The organism is Nocardia sp. CA-107356 (genome assembly GCF_050946365.1).
In the GTDB taxonomy this organism is placed as follows: domain Bacteria; phylum Actinomycetota; class Actinomycetes; order Mycobacteriales; family Mycobacteriaceae; genus Nocardia.
Window position 1 is genome coordinate 5,990,003 of record NZ_CP191992.1, and the last position, 14,881, is coordinate 6,004,883.

A 14,881-nucleotide genomic window follows, 5' to 3' on the forward strand; every position below is an offset into this window, starting at 1 on the left:
CAGATTTCGGTAGGGTATCCGGATGACCACCATCGCGCCAACCGAATGCGCCAAGGTCGCCACGGCCTGTCTGCGCCTCGCCGGGCACGGACTGCTCATCGGCACCGCGGGCAATGCGAGCCTGCGCTTCGGCGATCTGGTCGCCATCACGGCCACCGGCGCCGTCCTCGCCGAGGCCACCGCCGACGATGTCACCGTGGTCGACCTGGCGGGCACCGTGGTCGCGGGTCGCTATGCGCCGACCTCCGAATTGGGTTTGCATCTCGATATCTATCGCACCTATGCCACGCAGGCGATCGTGCACACACATGCACCCAAGGCCACGGCCATCGCGTGCGTGCTGGACGAACTGCCGGTCATCCATTACCAGCAGCTGCTGCTCGGCGGTGCGACCAGGGTCGCACCCTTTCATCCCTTCGGCAGCACAGAGCTCGCGGAGGCGGTGCGAGAGGCATTGCGGGGCAAACAATCCGCACTGATGGCCAATCACGGCGCTGTCGCAGTCGGCGCATCGCTGGACCAGGCGGTCGAATCCGCGCTGCTGCTGGAGTGGGCCTGTGCGCTGTACCTGGACGCCATGTCGATCGGCAGGCCGCGTGAACTCTCCGAGCAGCAACAGGCCGCGGTCGTCGAGGTGGCACTGCGCACCGGATACGGCACCCGCAAACCGCTGGAGAAGGACGTCGGATGAAGGTAATCGCTTTGGGCGCACAGGTATTGGACATTCTCGTCCGACCCGTTGCCGCCATACCGGAGGGACAGCAGACCACACTGGTCGAGGATATTCGCATCACGGCGGCAGGCACGGCCGCGGGCACCGCGCTGACGCTGGCCAAGCTCGGCGCGAGCGTGCGAACCGCAGGTGCGATCGGCGCCGACACCTCCGGCGATATCCTGCTCACACTGCTCGCCAAGGCGGGCATCGACACAGAACTGGTGGTGCGCAAGGACAATCAGCCCACCTCGTCGTCGGTGCTGCCGATCCGGCCCGATGGGGCGCGTCCCAGTCTGCATCTGCTCGGCGCCAACCCGTTCTACACCCTCGACGACGTCGACTGGGACGCCCTCGCCGCCGCCGACCATCTACATGTCGGCGGTCCGGAGCTGATCGGCGTGACCAATGCCGCGCGAATCCTGCGGTACGCCAAGGAGAATGGCGTCACCACCTCGGTCGATCTGATCGCGCCCGGCACTCTCGGCAGCCTCGACGCCATTGCCGCCGCACTCCCGTATACCGACTACTTCCTACCGAATGACGAACAGGTGCTCGGCTTCACCGGCAGCACCGATCTCAGGGCGGGCAGTGCGGTGCTGATCGACGCGGGCGCAACGGTTCTCGCGATCACTCGGGGCGCCGAGGGGACCCTGCTCGTCGGCCCCGACGGATATCAGGACATTCCCGCCTTCGCCATCGACGTCGTCGACACCACCGGTTGCGGCGACGCCTTTTCCGCCGGATTCATCCGCGCCATCGCATTGGGCCGCTCACTGCGGGATGCCACGATCCTCGGCAATGCCGTCGCCGCGCTCGTGGCTCAGGGTCTCGGCAGTGATTACGGCGAATTCGATCTCGCGGCAGCGGACGCGTTCGCGGCCGAAAGCCCGACCCGAGCCACCGACCGGAGCCGGCCGGGTCGGTAAGCGGGGTCGGCTCCGAATCACCACTGCCGCAACGGCAGTCAGGCGTTCTTGGCGTACGCGGCGAGAATCTTCAGCGACTCGCCGGGTGACTCGGCCTGCACGCTCAAGCGGTCCATGACCGAGAGATACAGTGCGAGATCTTGCCGCCGATCCAGGTACAGCGCGCTGGTCAGGTGTTCGAGGTAGACGATGTCGGGTAGTTCGGTCTCGGCGAAACGCAAGATGCTGAACGAACTGCCCGCGGCAGCGTGCTCCCCCGCCGAATACGGCAGGACCTGGATGGTGACATTCGGCAATTCCGCTAGCTCGATGAGGTGTTCCATCTGCTCGCGGTGCACCCGCGACCCACCGACCGGCCGATGCAGCGCGGCCTCATCGATGATCGCCCATACGGTCGGCGGTTCGGCGCGACGCAGCACCTCTTGCCGCTTGATACGGACTTGGACTCGCCGATCCATATCGGCGTCCTCGTACCCGAGTGACATTACCGCCCTGGCATATTCGGGCGTCTGCAAGAGCCCGGGCACCAGGTGCGCCTCATAGGTACGAATCTTACTGGCCGCCTGCTCCAAGCCGAGGTAGGTGCCGAACCAGGACGGCAGCAGATCGCTGTAGCGATGCCACCAGCCCGGCTCGTTCGCCTGCCTGGCCAGATCGAGGAATCGTTCCCGTTCCTCGGCGTCCGACACGCCGTACAGGGTCAGCAGGTCGCGGATATCGCGTTCCTTGAAACCGGTGCGACCCAACTCGAGACGACTGATCTTGGCGTGTGATCCGCGGATGGCGTCACCTGCGGCCTCTCGGGTGATGCCCTTCTTCATCCGGAGGTCGCGCAACTGCCCGCCCAGCGCGATCCGCAACACGGTCGGACCACGTTCCACTACAACCGATTGCACACGACCGTCGTCATCGGGTTCTGCGATCATGAAGTCATCTCCGATACTCGGGTTTGACCACAGTGTGTCACAAACACCACGTTTGGAAACACACCGCACCGATCGCCCATGTTACCGCTCAGCTAGTCAGGTCGTCGAACTCCCCGGCCTTCGCGCCGCGCACGAACGCGTCGATCTCCGGTCGAGTGTAGAACAGCATGCCACCTTCCGGGTCGCGCGAATTGCGAACGGCGATCAAACCATCCGATGCCTCCGCGACCTCGACGCAGTTACCGCCGGACGGACCGCTGAAGGAGCTCTTGCGCCAAGCGCCCTTGATCTTGTGCATACCGGTGTCCAACATCTTCTCCACTCCTCGGGCTACTTCCGGTGTGAGATGTACGCTCGAGCGGCCTTACAGATGTGCGCTCAAACGTTCTTGCATTTGCACCAACATCTGCAAGATAGCACGAACCTCCCCGCCTGCGAGAGAGCAGAATTCAGACCTGTCGGTCCGCTACGTGACCACTGTTCGACGGGTTACGGGAGTGCCGTATGCGCCACTCAGCGGCGGGCGATCCGTATACCCCCCGCGGCGCACCATGCCGTTGACAGAGACTCCTTGGTACGCAATGGATTCCGCGCGACGCCGGCCACTGAGCACGTCGGCCGAACTGCCCGAACCTCCAGGTCGAGCAGACACGAATCTTGTACTGTCACAGTGCACATCGGGCTGTGCCAGCCATGCGCGACACCCGCCCGCCGGAACAGTCCGGTCAACGCTTATCCGCCCGCCGAGGAGTCAAGCCCCATGTCCGAAGACCACAGCCCGCTCATCCGGACCGACATCCCGCATTCCGCACGTATCTGGAACTACTGGATGGGCGGCAAGGAGTATTACGAAATCGATCGGATCGCCGGCGACGCGGGCATCGAGGTAGATCCCGACATCACCACCATGGCGGTGCAGTCGCGCCAGTTCCTGATTCGCGCGGTCCGCTACCTGGCGGGTGAGCAGGGCATCCGCCAGTTCCTCGATATCGGCACCGGACTGCCGACCATGCAGAACACCCATGAGGTCGCCCAGAGTGTCGCGCCCGAATCGAAGGTCGTCTACGTCGACAATGATCCGCTGGTACTGGCCACCGCGCGGGCGCTGCTCACCAGCACCACCCCGGAGGGCGTAACCACCTACGTCGACTGCGACTTCCACGATCCGGAGCAGATCATCGCCGACGCCAGGAACGTGCTCAATTTCAATGAGCCGATCGGGGTGATGTTCATGGGCGTGCTCGGTCATGCCAAGACCTACCAGGACCTACTGCGCATCGTGGGCACCATCCTTGCCGCGGTGCCCTCCGGCAGTTTCCTGGTCATGTGGGACGGTACCGACGACAGCAAGGACTACGTCACGCTGTGTGAGAACTACACCGGCACCGGCGGCGTACCCTATGTTCCCCGCCCCCAGGCCGAAATCCGCACCGTCTTCGACGGTTTGGAACTGGTGGAGCCCGGAGTCGTCTCCATTACCCAGTGGCGGGCCGATGCCACCGAGGTCGGCGAGATCCGGCCGATCTCCGCCTATGGCGCGGTCGCTCGCAAGCCCTAAGCACAAGCGGGACAACGGCGGTCGTCGGCCATCCGGTCGACGACCGCCGTTCACATTTCTGTCGGTCGTTCGTACAAATGTACTTGCATCTGTAAGTGCCGACGGCCTAAACTCGGACCCAGCATCGGGAGGTACGCAGGGAGTTCGCGCCAGCGTCACCACATTCGACCTCCCCACCGGCAGACGCGAGGGGCGGTCGAGATGAGTACGCCATTCCGAACTCCCCGCGGGGCCACGATCACCGGTGGTTCCGGGGTCGACACCCTGCGGCAGGGCTCGGCGACCGACTACGCGCCGCTCGATTGTGCGGTCGAACCGCGCGGTCTCACCTATCGCCAGGCCCGCGAGATCCTGCATCTGCACGAGGTCCACGGCCCGCAATGCCGCCAGTGGCTGGCAGCGGCCGCCTACCTCTCGGCCGGGCTCGACGACGAATAGCGTTCGGCGCCAATAGCTCCGTTCCGGACCTGGTTCCAAATCACTTCGCACGAGGCGATGTTCGTGCAGATGTGCTTGCATCTGCACAACACATCGCTCTAAGCTCGTGCGCGACAAGGGAATTTTGCACCCGGGAGCCAGTGCCATCGTCGCCACCGGGACCTCCCGGTTGCCAGAGGCACAGGGGCGTCCGCATGAATCAACCACACGCTGCCGGTCGACTCGGGATAGCCGATATCGCGGCCGCCTATGGCACCGAGGCGCTGCAGCGGCGCATCGCCGAGTTACACGCCAGCGGCCAGCACTACGCCGCGCGCGCGATCGAACGTGAAATCCGAAGCGGCGCAGTGGTTGACGGCATAGCTCTGCGCAACCATCAAGGCGCCGCCTAGATTTCGCGCGCGAGCACCTAGAGTCCGCCGCCCCCGCCGATGAGCCAGGGATTGAACGCGCACACCAGAGTCGGATGCGCGGCCGGGTCGAGCGCTCGCAGCGCGATGGATACCGCGCGCGGCGAGTACATCATCGTGAGGTGATCCGACAGATCCTGATCGCAGCCGTCCTGCAGCGTGATGTTGTGCACCATGGCGTCGGGACCCGCGGTCAGGAAGGTCAGCTCATAGGGATTGGTGACCTCGTCGTGCCGGGAGCCGATGACCGTGTACTCGACACCGGGCACGGTATCCCCCGCTTGATTCAGCTTCGCGTAGAACGGTGACCCGATCACCTGCTCGATATTCGCGTGGCCGACGAACAACTCGTCGAACCCCAAGATGTCGACACCCAAATTGTTGATCGCCCGCCCCAGGGTTGCCATCCCGAGCAGCGTGGTGCCGTGATGAGTGGAGCCGAAGGTGACAAGCCGCGCCACTTTGCCAACTCCCCCTTCAAATTTCAGATACTGATCGGCCACGGTGCCGCCCTGGGAGTGCGCGACGACATCGACCTGATCCACACCCGTCGCGGCCCGCACCCGATCGACGAATTCGCTGAGCTGCTCGGCCGAATCCTCTATATAGCCAACGCCGTTGCGCCCGGGCAGGATCGCACCCAACCCACCGCCCTCGAGCACATTCGCCTGTCCATAGTTCAGTGCGAAGACACAGAAGCCCGCATGCGCCAGCTGCGGCGCCAGGTAGGCGAAGCTGTCGTAGGCGTTCAGCCAGGTGCCGTGCACCAGCACCACCGGACGCGGATGCTCTTGTGTGGGATGGCAATTCCAGTCGTTCGCACCCGCGGGCGAGGCATCTGGATGCAGGACCCCATAGGCGAACGCCGCGAGATAGGCCGCCACCTCCGGCCCGGCGCTCACCGGAACCGACGCCCGGCTCCCCGCCGACCCCGAGCTACTGCCGGTGCCGGCGAAGGCCACGGGGGTACGCCCGTCGGCAGGCGCACCCGGCGCCGCGCTGATGTAGTCGGCAAGGGCCTGTTCGGTCGGCGCGATGGCCGGATCAGCGCCAGCGGGGCCGGGCCCGAACCCGACCGCGAGGACGGCCGCGCTCCCGATCACCGCGCTGGACAGCGCCTTACGTCGTAATCTCCGTCGAGTACGTCGTGTCATTGTTCGCACCTTCCATAGCTGCCCGACAGTGGGCGCGACGGCGCAGGCGAACCGTTCGCAAACGCCGAAGCCATGGGCAACGTTAAGGCGGCTGGTCACCGGATTTCGGCGACTCGGTGCGGCGCTGGAGCTTCCCACCACGGCACATGACCCACTTATGAGCAATGCACAACAATGCGAGCCCACAACCGATCTCGCGTACCCTTTCCCAGGTTCATAACCTTTTCGTATAGTGATGCAACGATTCGGGCGCAGATCTATCACGCCCGATGTGGCACTGGAGCGACGCGTATGACCTTCTCCGCGCTGGATCTGTCCGTCGAATCGACGGACCCCGTCCTAGAGATCGGCGGGCAGCCCGCGTCGATTCCCCTGATGAATACCGACCGTGTCGCCTCGCGCATGGTCGGCTACTTCGCGACTTGTATGGCGCCGTGCCGCACACTGCCCGGCGAGCAGCTGCGCGGCGATGTCACCAAGCTGACCCGCAGCTGTCTGGCGCTGGCCGCCGAAATGTTCGACAAACGCATGGTTCCCGGTGATGAGCAGCTCGGCGAGGTTCGTGAGGCGGCGGCGCAATGGGCCCGCGAGGCGGTGCCGCTGGGCACCATCCTGCGCGCCTACCACGAGGGACTGCGCATCGCGTTCGGGTTGGTGACCGCGCGCGCCAAGGCCGACGACATCGATGAACTGCTCGTCGCCACCGACCTCATGCTCGAACTCCTGGAGGCGATCACCGTCGCTGTCTCGGACGCCTACGTCGAGGAACAGCATCTGGTCGCCAGGGAACACCAGACCGCGACCCAGACCCTGGCCTCGGCATTGTTGAGTGGTCGCGGCAGTTCCGCACTCGCCCGTCAGGCGGGCATCCCGATCGCCGACTCGTATCAAGTGGTCGCGCTGTCGATCCCCGAACATCCCGACGAGCGCGATCCGCGGGTCGACAGCCATGTCGCCGCCCGCAGAAAGCTGCGCAGGCTGCAATCGGAACTGGCCGTCGTCTTCGATTCCCGCGTGCTCGCGCTGCTGAGCACCAAAGGTGGCACGCTACTGGTCCCGATCGAGGACGATGCGGCGATCCTGACCACCGGAACACTGGATCTGCTGGCCAAATCCGCCGAGGTTCCGCTTACCGCCACCGTGGTCACCGGGGAGACCGATGCGATTCCGGCGGCCGCGGAACAGGCCCATGAGCTACTCAATCTGGTGCGGGTCGGCGGACGCAATCCGGGCCTGTACCAGATGGCCGATCTGGCCGTGGAGTACCAACTCACCCGCGGTGGCCCCGCCACCCGGCGCATCGCCACCATTCTCGACCCGCTCGACGCCCATCCCGAACTCTTCGACACCATGCGCGCCTACCTCGGCAACGATATGAACCGCCAGCTCACCGCGCGCCAGCTCTACGTCCACCCGAATACCGTCGATTACCGGCTGCGCCGCATCGCCCAGCTGACCTCGATCGATCTGGCCACTTCCGCCGGGATCTCGCAGGCGGCCATCGCCCTGCTGGCCCGTGATCTCGACCGTAGCGTGGCGCGACGGCTCTGAATTCGCGCCTGATGCGGATTTGTGCTGGTCACGAGGTCACCAAAGAGTCATTCTGATAGGTGTCGCGACATCTGGATGGTGGATTATGCGAATAGCCGAGATTTTGCGCAGGAAGGGTAGCGAGGTAGCCACCGTCGTGCCCGAGACCACGGTGCGCACCCTGCTCTGCACGCTCGCCGAACACAATATCGGGGCGGTGGTGGTGTCGCCGGACGGCAACCGGATCGTCGGCATCGTCTCCGAGCGCGATGTGGTGCGCAGCCTGCACGCGCGCGGCGCCGCGCTGCTCGACACCCCGGTTTCGGAAATCATGACCGTCGATGTGCGTACTTGCGAGCCCGACGACCGGGTGGACGGGTTACGCAGCACGATGACCGAGCACCGCATCCGGCACCTGCCGGTGGTCCACGACGGCCGCCTGATCGGCATCGTCAGCATCGGTGATGTCGTCAAGAGCGCGATCTCCGAACTGGCGACCGAACGCCAGCATCTGGTCGAGTACGTGCAGGGTCAGTACTGAAGGGCCCGAGGTACCTGCGACTTCCGAAAGACGTTGGCTACGAGACACCTTCGATCTCGTCAGCCGACGGTTTCGTGCGACCCGCGAGCAGCCGCCACGGTAAGTGCGTATCGTTGGTGGCGTCCAGCGCGGTTCTCGGAAGGGAGCGGCACGTTGCGGTCACCTGCGTCCGGGACCCACCTGACCCGACCATCTACCACCCCGCCGCCGGTCTCCACCCCGCGGATACCGGAACCACCCACCCCCACTGCCGCCGCCGTGCGCGGACTGTTCCCCGCGCTCGCCGAATCCACCGACGTCTATCTCGACAGCGCGGCCACCACGCAGAAGCCGCGGCCGGTCATCGATACCATCCACCGCTACCACAGCTCACGCACGGCCAATGCCGGTCGCGGCACCTACCCGTGGGCCACCGATCTGACCAGCCGCCTGGCCCGGGTTCGGGACCGCACCGCCACTTTCCTCGGCGCCACTACGCCCGAGGAGGTGGTCTTCACCGCCGGCGCGACCGCGGCGCTCAACGCCGTCGCGCTGTCCTGGGGCCTGGGCGAACTCGATGACGGCGACGAAATCCTTTACAACCCAAGCGATCACGCCTCGAACGTCCATCCGTGGCACCATCTGCGGCAGGTGCTGGCCCGCTTCGGCCGTCGCATCGAACTGGTCCCCTATCGGGTGACCGAACTCGGCGAAGCCGATACCGCCGACATCCTGGCCAAGATCACCCCGCGCACCCGGCTGATCACCACCAGCCATCTGCACCATGTCTTCGGCGGGCTCACCACGCTCGAGGAGTTACGTGGCCTGATCGACCCCGAGATCCTGCTGTGCTTCGACTGCAGTCAGAGCGGCGGACATCTGCCGGTGGACGTCACTGAACTTCGCGCCGACTTCGCGATCTTCGCGGCGCATAAGATGTTCGGGGCACCGGGTACCGGAATCCTGTACTGCCACCGCAGAGTTCACGATCGGCTCATGCCCTTCCTGCCCGGCGGCAATACCGGGGTCAACCTCACCGACACCGGACTGACCTCGGCCGGAATGCCGGAACTGCTCGAGGGCGGCACACAGAACATTCCCGGCATCCTGGCCCTCGGCAGCGCACTGGAGGTGCTGGAGTCGCTGGATCTGGGCGTCATCGCCGCGCACAATCGCGCACTGACATTGCGGCTGATCGACAATCTCCGTCCGGTGCCGGGACTGGAATTCCTGCCGGGGCCCGCGCACGCGCCGTGCGCGATCGGCTACGGCATCGTGTCCTTCACGCTCGCGGGCATTTCCGCGACCGATCTGGGATTTGTGTTGAGCGAGTTGGGTTTTCTGGTTCGCACCGGCTTACACTGCACCCCCGCGGGTGGCGAGGACGGTATGGACTCGGTGCGAGTCAGCACGCACATCTACAACACACTCGATCAGATCGACCGCTTCACGACATGCGTTACGACGATTGCCGAGGAGGTCATGTGAAAATGGACCACACCCCGCGCTATGACCGGCGGGCCGCGTCCCGGGTGCTGGCGGGACTCACCGAACCCGGGTTGTTCACCACCCCCATCACGGTCCCCTCCTCGCGGCATATCGAATACACCTGCGCCGCACTGCTTCCCGAACCCAACAGTCACCTGACCTACTCGCAGCGGCTGTACCTGCAGCAATTCATGCGCCCGTGTCGGCCACTTCAGGTCACCAGTGCGACGCACCGCATCGCCTGGACCGACAGCGACGGCATCCCCAATACCGGGCATTTCCGCGCCGACGGCCTCGGCCCGCTGGTGCCGATAGCAATGCGCGAAACCGTCCTGCTGCTCTGGCATGCCCTTGCCGCGAATTCCGCACTGGCGCAACGTGTCGACGGCCTCGGCCCGCGCGAGCACGCGGTGCTCGATGGCACCACCACCGATCACGATCCGATCGAGATCCTGCGGGTCGGGATCGAGGCCGCCGGGCGCGCACTGGCCCAGCACGCACTGCTCGCCCGTCAGACGCCGTATCGCAGCTCGGCCGAATTTGCCAGGGGCATACACGATTCCGGCATTTTCGCGGCCGTCGCCACGCGCTGGTTCTGGGAGTTGCAGGCCTCCACCTACCGGCGCGGGATGATCCCGGTAACCCTGGCGGCCCAGCCGGACGGTACGGTGCGCTACACCGCCGACACCGTGGCGACGCTGCGCGCGATGAAGGATGCCACCATCGACGAGGCGCACAGCGTCATGCGGCGAGCCACCCGGGTGGAGGGTCTGAGCGTGGCGGCGGCCATTGCCAAGTATCACGACGACCTCGATCTCATTTCCCGCCAGTACGCGCTGCTGCCGCCGAATACCCGGCCGGCATGCCTGGCCGCCATGCCCCACCACCTCGGTGGCGGGCACTACACTCTGCTGCCGCTGGTGGTCGACCAGTTCGTCGCGATCTTCGGACAGCTCGTCGAACGGATCCGGATCACCGAGGTGAGCGCCGATCTCGACGAACTCACTGCCGACGCACCGGCCACCGCCGAGGATCGGATCTTCTATGTGCCGGATATGAGTTGCCAGCATTGTGTCCGCACCATCACCGGGGTGCTGGAGACGATGGGCATCAAGGTGATCGAGATCGATCTGCCCAGTAAACGGGTGGTCGCCGAATTCCGAAGTCCGCGCAACCGGGCCCGCGCGTTCGAGTCGATCCGCGACGGCGGCTACAACCCGGTGGCCGAGAAACCGGCACACGCCCCGTTGGAGCCTTCGGGGTCGCAGCCGACGGAAACCGCGGTATGACGGCACCGCTACCGGCGCTACCCGCGAAGATCCATCCGCTGGTGCGCGCCTTTCTCGATACCCACGAAGCCGTCGAAGAGACGCTGATTCGCTTCGGATCCCCGATCCACCTGGTATTTCCGCAGGTCTACGCGGAGAACCTGAAACGGTTCCGCGCCGTATTGGACCGCAGGGGTGCGCGTTATCGAATCTGCTACGCGCACAAGGTGAATCAATCCCGCGCCTTCGTGCGCACCGCCGAACACGCTGGCATCGCGATCGACGTCGCCTCCCCGCAGGAGCTGGCCAGTGCCATCGACGCCGGCTTCGGGCCGATGCGCATCGAGGTGACCGGGCCGAAAGGTGAACCGTTCCTACGTGATCTGATCGATTGCGGGGTAACCATCAATGTCGACAACCTGTGGGAGCTGCGCCGGATCACCGAACTGGCCGGCGACCGCGCGAGAGTCCCTGTGCTGCTGCGGGTTTCCGGCTTCGACGAAACGGCGGTGAGTCGGTTCGGTGTGCCGCTGGCGCATATGGATCGCGCATTCGATCTGCTGTCGGCCAATCGCCGACGTATCGCGTTCCTCGGCTTCGCCTTTCATATCGACTCCGGCGAGCCCGCGGAACGCGTCCGGGCCATCGACGCGTGCCTGGCACTGGTCGAGCGCGCGTACGAGCATGGCCTCGGCCCCTCGGTGTTGAATATCGGCGGCGGCTTCCGGCAGGTGTTCACCGCGGACGCGGACCGGTTCGACAGATATGTGCGCGCGCTGCGCGAATCGCTGCTGGGCCGTGGGGAACCGATGAGCTGGTCGAATAATACCTTCGGCTATCACGTCGATGACGGTGCGGTGCACGGGATTCCGGTCTTCCACAAATACGCGAACACGGTGCCGGCGACGCGGATGCTCGACGATCTGCTCGGCGCGCCGTTGGAGCGTCACGGCGGTCGCACCGTCGCCCAGGTGGCCGGGGACAATATGCTCGATATCTGGCTGGAGCCGGGTAAGGCGCTGGTGGACCATGCCGGGGTGACGGTAGCGCGGGTGGAGTTCGTCAAGGAACTCGCCGACGGCACGGTGCTGGTCAATCTCGACCTCAGCCGCGATCAGGTGACCCCGGCCGATCAGGAGGTCATGATCGATCCGGTGGTCCTGCCCAGCATCGCACATCTGCCCAGCGGCGCACCGGGTCCGGCCGCGCCCGGTCGCGACGGCGGCGTGGCCGGCGATGGCGTAGCCCCATTGCGAAGTGCCGCCGACACCATGCCCACACTGCCTTCCGTCCCCGAATCCGGCCCTGTCGGTGTGTATTTCGCCGGACGACTCTGCCTGGAGCGCGATCTGATCACCAACCACAAGGTGTGGCTGCCCGAATGCCCGCGGCAGGGCGATCTGGTGGTGTTCCCGAATACCGCTGCCTACCATATGGATCTATCCGCGGCGTCGGCCTCGATGCATCCGCTGCCCGCGAAACTCGCTGTCGTACACCGGACGGGCAGTTTCCAGGTATATCGCGATACCGACTACGAACCACTCATCCCGGTCGGCGTGCCGCCGCCGCGCCGTACACCCCCGCGCGGCCCGCGTCGTCCGCCGCTGCCGCGCCGACCTACCGGAGCGCCGTAATGCGCTACGACCACATCACCGAACTCATCGGCAATACACCGCTGTTGCGCCTGGATCCCGCCGTACACGGACTGGACAATGTCGAGCTGTACGCGAAACTGGAGTCGCACAATCCCTTCGGCTCGGTCAAGGACCGGGTGGCCTGGGGCATGATCCGCGACGACCTCGACGAAATCCGTGCGGCCGGACAGACACTCATCGAGGCGTCCAGCGGCAATACCGCCAAGGCACTGCGGATACTCGGCGCCGTGCACGGCATCGGCCTGCGTGCGGTGACCAACCGGATCAAGGTCGCCGAGGTGCGAGAGCTCTTACAGCTCTTCGGCACCGAGATCGTGGAGTTGCCCGGCCTGTCCGAATGTCCGGACCCGACCACGCCCAATGACGTGTACTCAGCGATCGAGGCAACCATGGCCAAGGATCCGGACGCCTACTATCACCCCTCGCAGTACACCAACGAGAAGAATATCGAGGCGCATCACCACGGCACCGGCCGCGAAATCCACGAGGACCTCGCCGCCGACGGCATCACCCGGGTCGACTATCTCGTCGGCGGACTCGGTACCACCGGCTCAACCCGCGGCGCTGCCACCTACCTGCGTAAGCACAATCCCGAATTGCGCACCATCGCCGTCGTTTCCGAACGCTCGGACTTCATACCCGGCATCCGCTCGGAGAGCGAGATGTGGGATGTCGGGCTGTTCCAACCCGATTTCTATGACCGCATCGTCACCATCGACTCCGCCCGCGCGGTGGACGCCACCCTCGCACTCGCCACCGGCTACGGCATCCTGGCCGGTCCCACCAGCGGGGCGAGCTATGCGGCCGCCTTGGAAACCCTTGGCGAGCAGGCTGTTTCGGCGCGGGAGCCGGTCGTCGCGGTCTTCATCGTCTGCGATCGGCTGGAACCGTACCTGTCCTACGTGAAGAAGCGCAGGCCGGAACTGTTCGACCGCGCCGACCGCCGCCGCGCACCGACCACGGCCGAACTCGCCGCCACCCCGATCCTTACCCCACACGAGCTGGCTGAACTGGACCGGACCGCGCGCCCGACCATCGTGGATACCCGCGGTGCGATGGCCTATCGCATCGGCCATGTGCCGGGGGCGATCAATATCCGCGACGATCAACTCGACGATATGTTCGCCCACGGGGTTCCCTTTCCACGTTCGCGGCCGCTGGTCTTCGTCTGTCCGGTCGGTGAACTGTCGCTGCGCTTCGCGGCGATCGCCCGGCACGACGGTTTCGACGCCACCAGTCTCGGCGGCGGCATCGTCGCATGGCGCGATGCCGGATTCGCGCTGGAACGCGGCGGCTGAACCTTGCCATTACGGCCAGGCATTAGTGTGGGCGGGTGCAGACAGGCCAGGAATCAGACGACGATGCCGGTCCCCGGATCTGGGGCGGAACCACGCTCACCGAGCGCAGGGAGGCCCGCCGCGCCGCGCTGCTCGAGGCCGCACTCGACCTGATCGGCGAATCGGGCGCGAGCGGGGTCACCATGCGCGCAGTATGTCGGCGAGCCAATCTCACCGACCGATACTTCTATGAGAGCTTCGCCAGCCGCGACGAACTCCTGGACGTGCTCTACCGCCAGGTCGCCGACGAGTTCCTGGAGCCGATGACCGCGTTCGCTGCCGCCGATCCCTCCCGCGACCGCGAACTGTCCGAAATTCTGGTCGACAAGGTGCTCGCCGATCCGCGCAAGTCGCGGCTGTTCCTGGTCGAACCGTATTCGAGCACCGGCCTCGGCCAGACCACCATCGCGGTGATGCCGGTCTTCACCCGGCTCATGCAGGACCACCTCTTCGCCCATATCGAGGATCCGGTGCGGCGCAGGTTGGCCGCGGTCACCATGGCCAGCGGTAATGCGGGCATGTTCTCGGCCTGGTTGAACGGATCGCTGCGCGCCAGCCGTGAGCAAGTGATCGACCACTGCGTGGCAACGATCGCCGCCTACCGCTCCATCTACTGACCACAGCTTCGATTTGCCAGATGAGCGGGGCGGGTGTTTACTGGCGAACGCAAGGTGCCGATCGTTCGCTGAGGCTCCTTCACGGATATAGGCCAGCGACCCCGAACGTCGAGAGACGCCCCGGGTCAGGACAGATCTCCCCGGCTTAAGGGGTGATCCCGATTGGCTCCCGACGCGCTCGGGTTCACGCCGTGAAGTGCCAAAGGTCTTACGAGGAGGGGTACTGACCGGCATATTCGCCGGATTCCCCACGCAGGCTCCGCGACGATGACACACCGCGCCCGGCGTTGCCGTGCGCCCGATCGACGGAAGGAGGTGGGCCGGATGACCGGCGGTAAT

Annotated in this window: 15 protein-coding genes and 1 riboswitch; of the genes, 12 read left to right on the forward strand and 3 right to left on the reverse strand. The window is 65.4% G+C overall.

What is annotated here, in order from left to right; translation table 11 throughout:
* Nucleotides 1-22: 22 nt before the first annotated feature.
* On the forward strand, nucleotides 23-691 hold the full coding sequence (locus tag ACQP1G_RS27100; RefSeq protein ID WP_433192376.1) for a class II aldolase/adducin family protein: 669 nt from the start codon (nucleotides 23-25) through the stop codon (nucleotides 689-691).
* Nucleotides 688-1,641, forward strand: coding sequence for a carbohydrate kinase family protein (locus ACQP1G_RS27105; RefSeq protein WP_433192377.1), 954 nt, complete (start codon nucleotides 688-690; stop codon nucleotides 1,639-1,641). The genes ACQP1G_RS27100 and ACQP1G_RS27105 overlap by 4 nt, the downstream gene beginning before the upstream one ends.
* 38 nt (nucleotides 1,642-1,679) lie before the next feature.
* On the opposite strand, the gene ACQP1G_RS27110 is transcribed toward ACQP1G_RS27105, so the two are convergent.
* Nucleotides 1,680-2,567 carry a helix-turn-helix domain-containing protein gene (locus ACQP1G_RS27110; protein ID WP_433192378.1) on the reverse strand — a complete coding sequence of 296 codons (888 nt, stop codon included), beginning with the start codon at nucleotides 2,565-2,567 and terminating at the stop codon, nucleotides 1,680-1,682.
* An 88-nt stretch (nucleotides 2,568-2,655) separates the two neighbouring features.
* Nucleotides 2,656-2,880 (reverse strand): DUF397 domain-containing protein, encoded by a 225-nt coding sequence (locus ACQP1G_RS27115; RefSeq protein ID WP_433192379.1) that lies wholly within the window; start codon nucleotides 2,878-2,880, stop codon nucleotides 2,656-2,658.
* A gap of 447 nt (nucleotides 2,881-3,327) precedes the next feature.
* Here ACQP1G_RS27115 and ACQP1G_RS27120 point away from each other — a divergent pair, with 447 nt between their 5' ends.
* The 3 genes from ACQP1G_RS27120 (at nucleotide 3,328) to ACQP1G_RS27130 (ending at nucleotide 4,955) form a co-directional block, all read left to right on the forward strand.
* Complete coding sequence (locus ACQP1G_RS27120; RefSeq protein ID WP_433192380.1) at nucleotides 3,328-4,125, forward strand: SAM-dependent methyltransferase; 798 nt, start codon at nucleotides 3,328-3,330, stop codon at nucleotides 4,123-4,125.
* Nucleotides 4,126-4,326: 201 nt separating this feature from the next.
* A complete protein-coding gene (locus tag ACQP1G_RS27125) occupies nucleotides 4,327-4,563 on the forward strand; it encodes a hypothetical protein (RefSeq protein WP_433192381.1) in 237 nt (78 codons plus the stop codon).
* 194 nt (nucleotides 4,564-4,757) lie between these two features.
* Nucleotides 4,758-4,955, forward strand: coding sequence for a hypothetical protein (locus ACQP1G_RS27130; RefSeq protein ID WP_433192382.1), 198 nt, complete (start codon nucleotides 4,758-4,760; stop codon nucleotides 4,953-4,955).
* A 17-nt stretch (nucleotides 4,956-4,972) separates the two neighbouring features.
* On the opposite strand, the gene ACQP1G_RS27135 is transcribed toward ACQP1G_RS27130, so the two are convergent.
* Nucleotides 4,973-6,127, reverse strand: coding sequence for an esterase/lipase family protein (locus ACQP1G_RS27135; protein WP_433192383.1), 1,155 nt, complete (start codon nucleotides 6,125-6,127; stop codon nucleotides 4,973-4,975).
* Between the two features lie 291 nt (nucleotides 6,128-6,418).
* Here ACQP1G_RS27135 and ACQP1G_RS27140 point away from each other — a divergent pair, with 291 nt between their 5' ends.
* The 7 genes from ACQP1G_RS27140 to ACQP1G_RS27170 all read left to right on the forward strand — a co-directional run bounded on the left by ACQP1G_RS27140 (nucleotide 6,419) and on the right by ACQP1G_RS27170 (nucleotide 14,542).
* On the forward strand, nucleotides 6,419-7,678 hold the full coding sequence (locus tag ACQP1G_RS27140; RefSeq protein WP_433192384.1) for a PucR family transcriptional regulator: 1,260 nt from the start codon (nucleotides 6,419-6,421) through the stop codon (nucleotides 7,676-7,678).
* Nucleotides 7,679-7,763: 85 nt separating this feature from the next.
* Nucleotides 7,764-8,198, forward strand: coding sequence for a CBS domain-containing protein (locus ACQP1G_RS27145; RefSeq protein WP_433192385.1), 435 nt, complete (start codon nucleotides 7,764-7,766; stop codon nucleotides 8,196-8,198).
* A 153-nt stretch (nucleotides 8,199-8,351) separates the two neighbouring features.
* Nucleotides 8,352-9,665 (forward strand): aminotransferase class V-fold PLP-dependent enzyme, encoded by a 1,314-nt coding sequence (locus ACQP1G_RS27150; RefSeq protein WP_433192386.1) that lies wholly within the window; start codon nucleotides 8,352-8,354, stop codon nucleotides 9,663-9,665.
* Nucleotides 9,666-9,667: 2 nt separating this feature from the next.
* On the forward strand, nucleotides 9,668-10,954 hold the full coding sequence (locus ACQP1G_RS27155) for a heavy-metal-associated domain-containing protein (RefSeq protein WP_433208845.1): 1,287 nt from the start codon (nucleotides 9,668-9,670) through the stop codon (nucleotides 10,952-10,954).
* Nucleotides 10,951-12,567: a decarboxylase gene (locus ACQP1G_RS27160; protein WP_433192387.1), complete on the forward strand. Its 1,617-nt coding sequence runs from the start codon at nucleotides 10,951-10,953 to the stop codon at nucleotides 12,565-12,567. Before ACQP1G_RS27155 ends, ACQP1G_RS27160 begins: the two co-directional genes overlap by 4 nt.
* The gene (locus tag ACQP1G_RS27165) at nucleotides 12,567-13,886 is read left to right on the forward strand and encodes a pyridoxal-phosphate dependent enzyme (protein ID WP_433192388.1); all 1,320 of its coding nucleotides are present in this window, start codon (nucleotides 12,567-12,569) and stop codon (nucleotides 13,884-13,886) included. Before ACQP1G_RS27160 ends, ACQP1G_RS27165 begins: the two co-directional genes overlap by 1 nt.
* Nucleotides 13,887-13,921: 35 nt before the next feature.
* Nucleotides 13,922-14,542, forward strand: coding sequence for a TetR/AcrR family transcriptional regulator (locus ACQP1G_RS27170; RefSeq protein WP_433192389.1), 621 nt, complete (start codon nucleotides 13,922-13,924; stop codon nucleotides 14,540-14,542).
* A gap of 53 nt (nucleotides 14,543-14,595) precedes the next feature.
* A riboswitch (M-box (ykoK) riboswitch) is annotated at nucleotides 14,596-14,767 on the forward strand.
* Nucleotides 14,768-14,881: the final 114 nt, after the last annotated feature.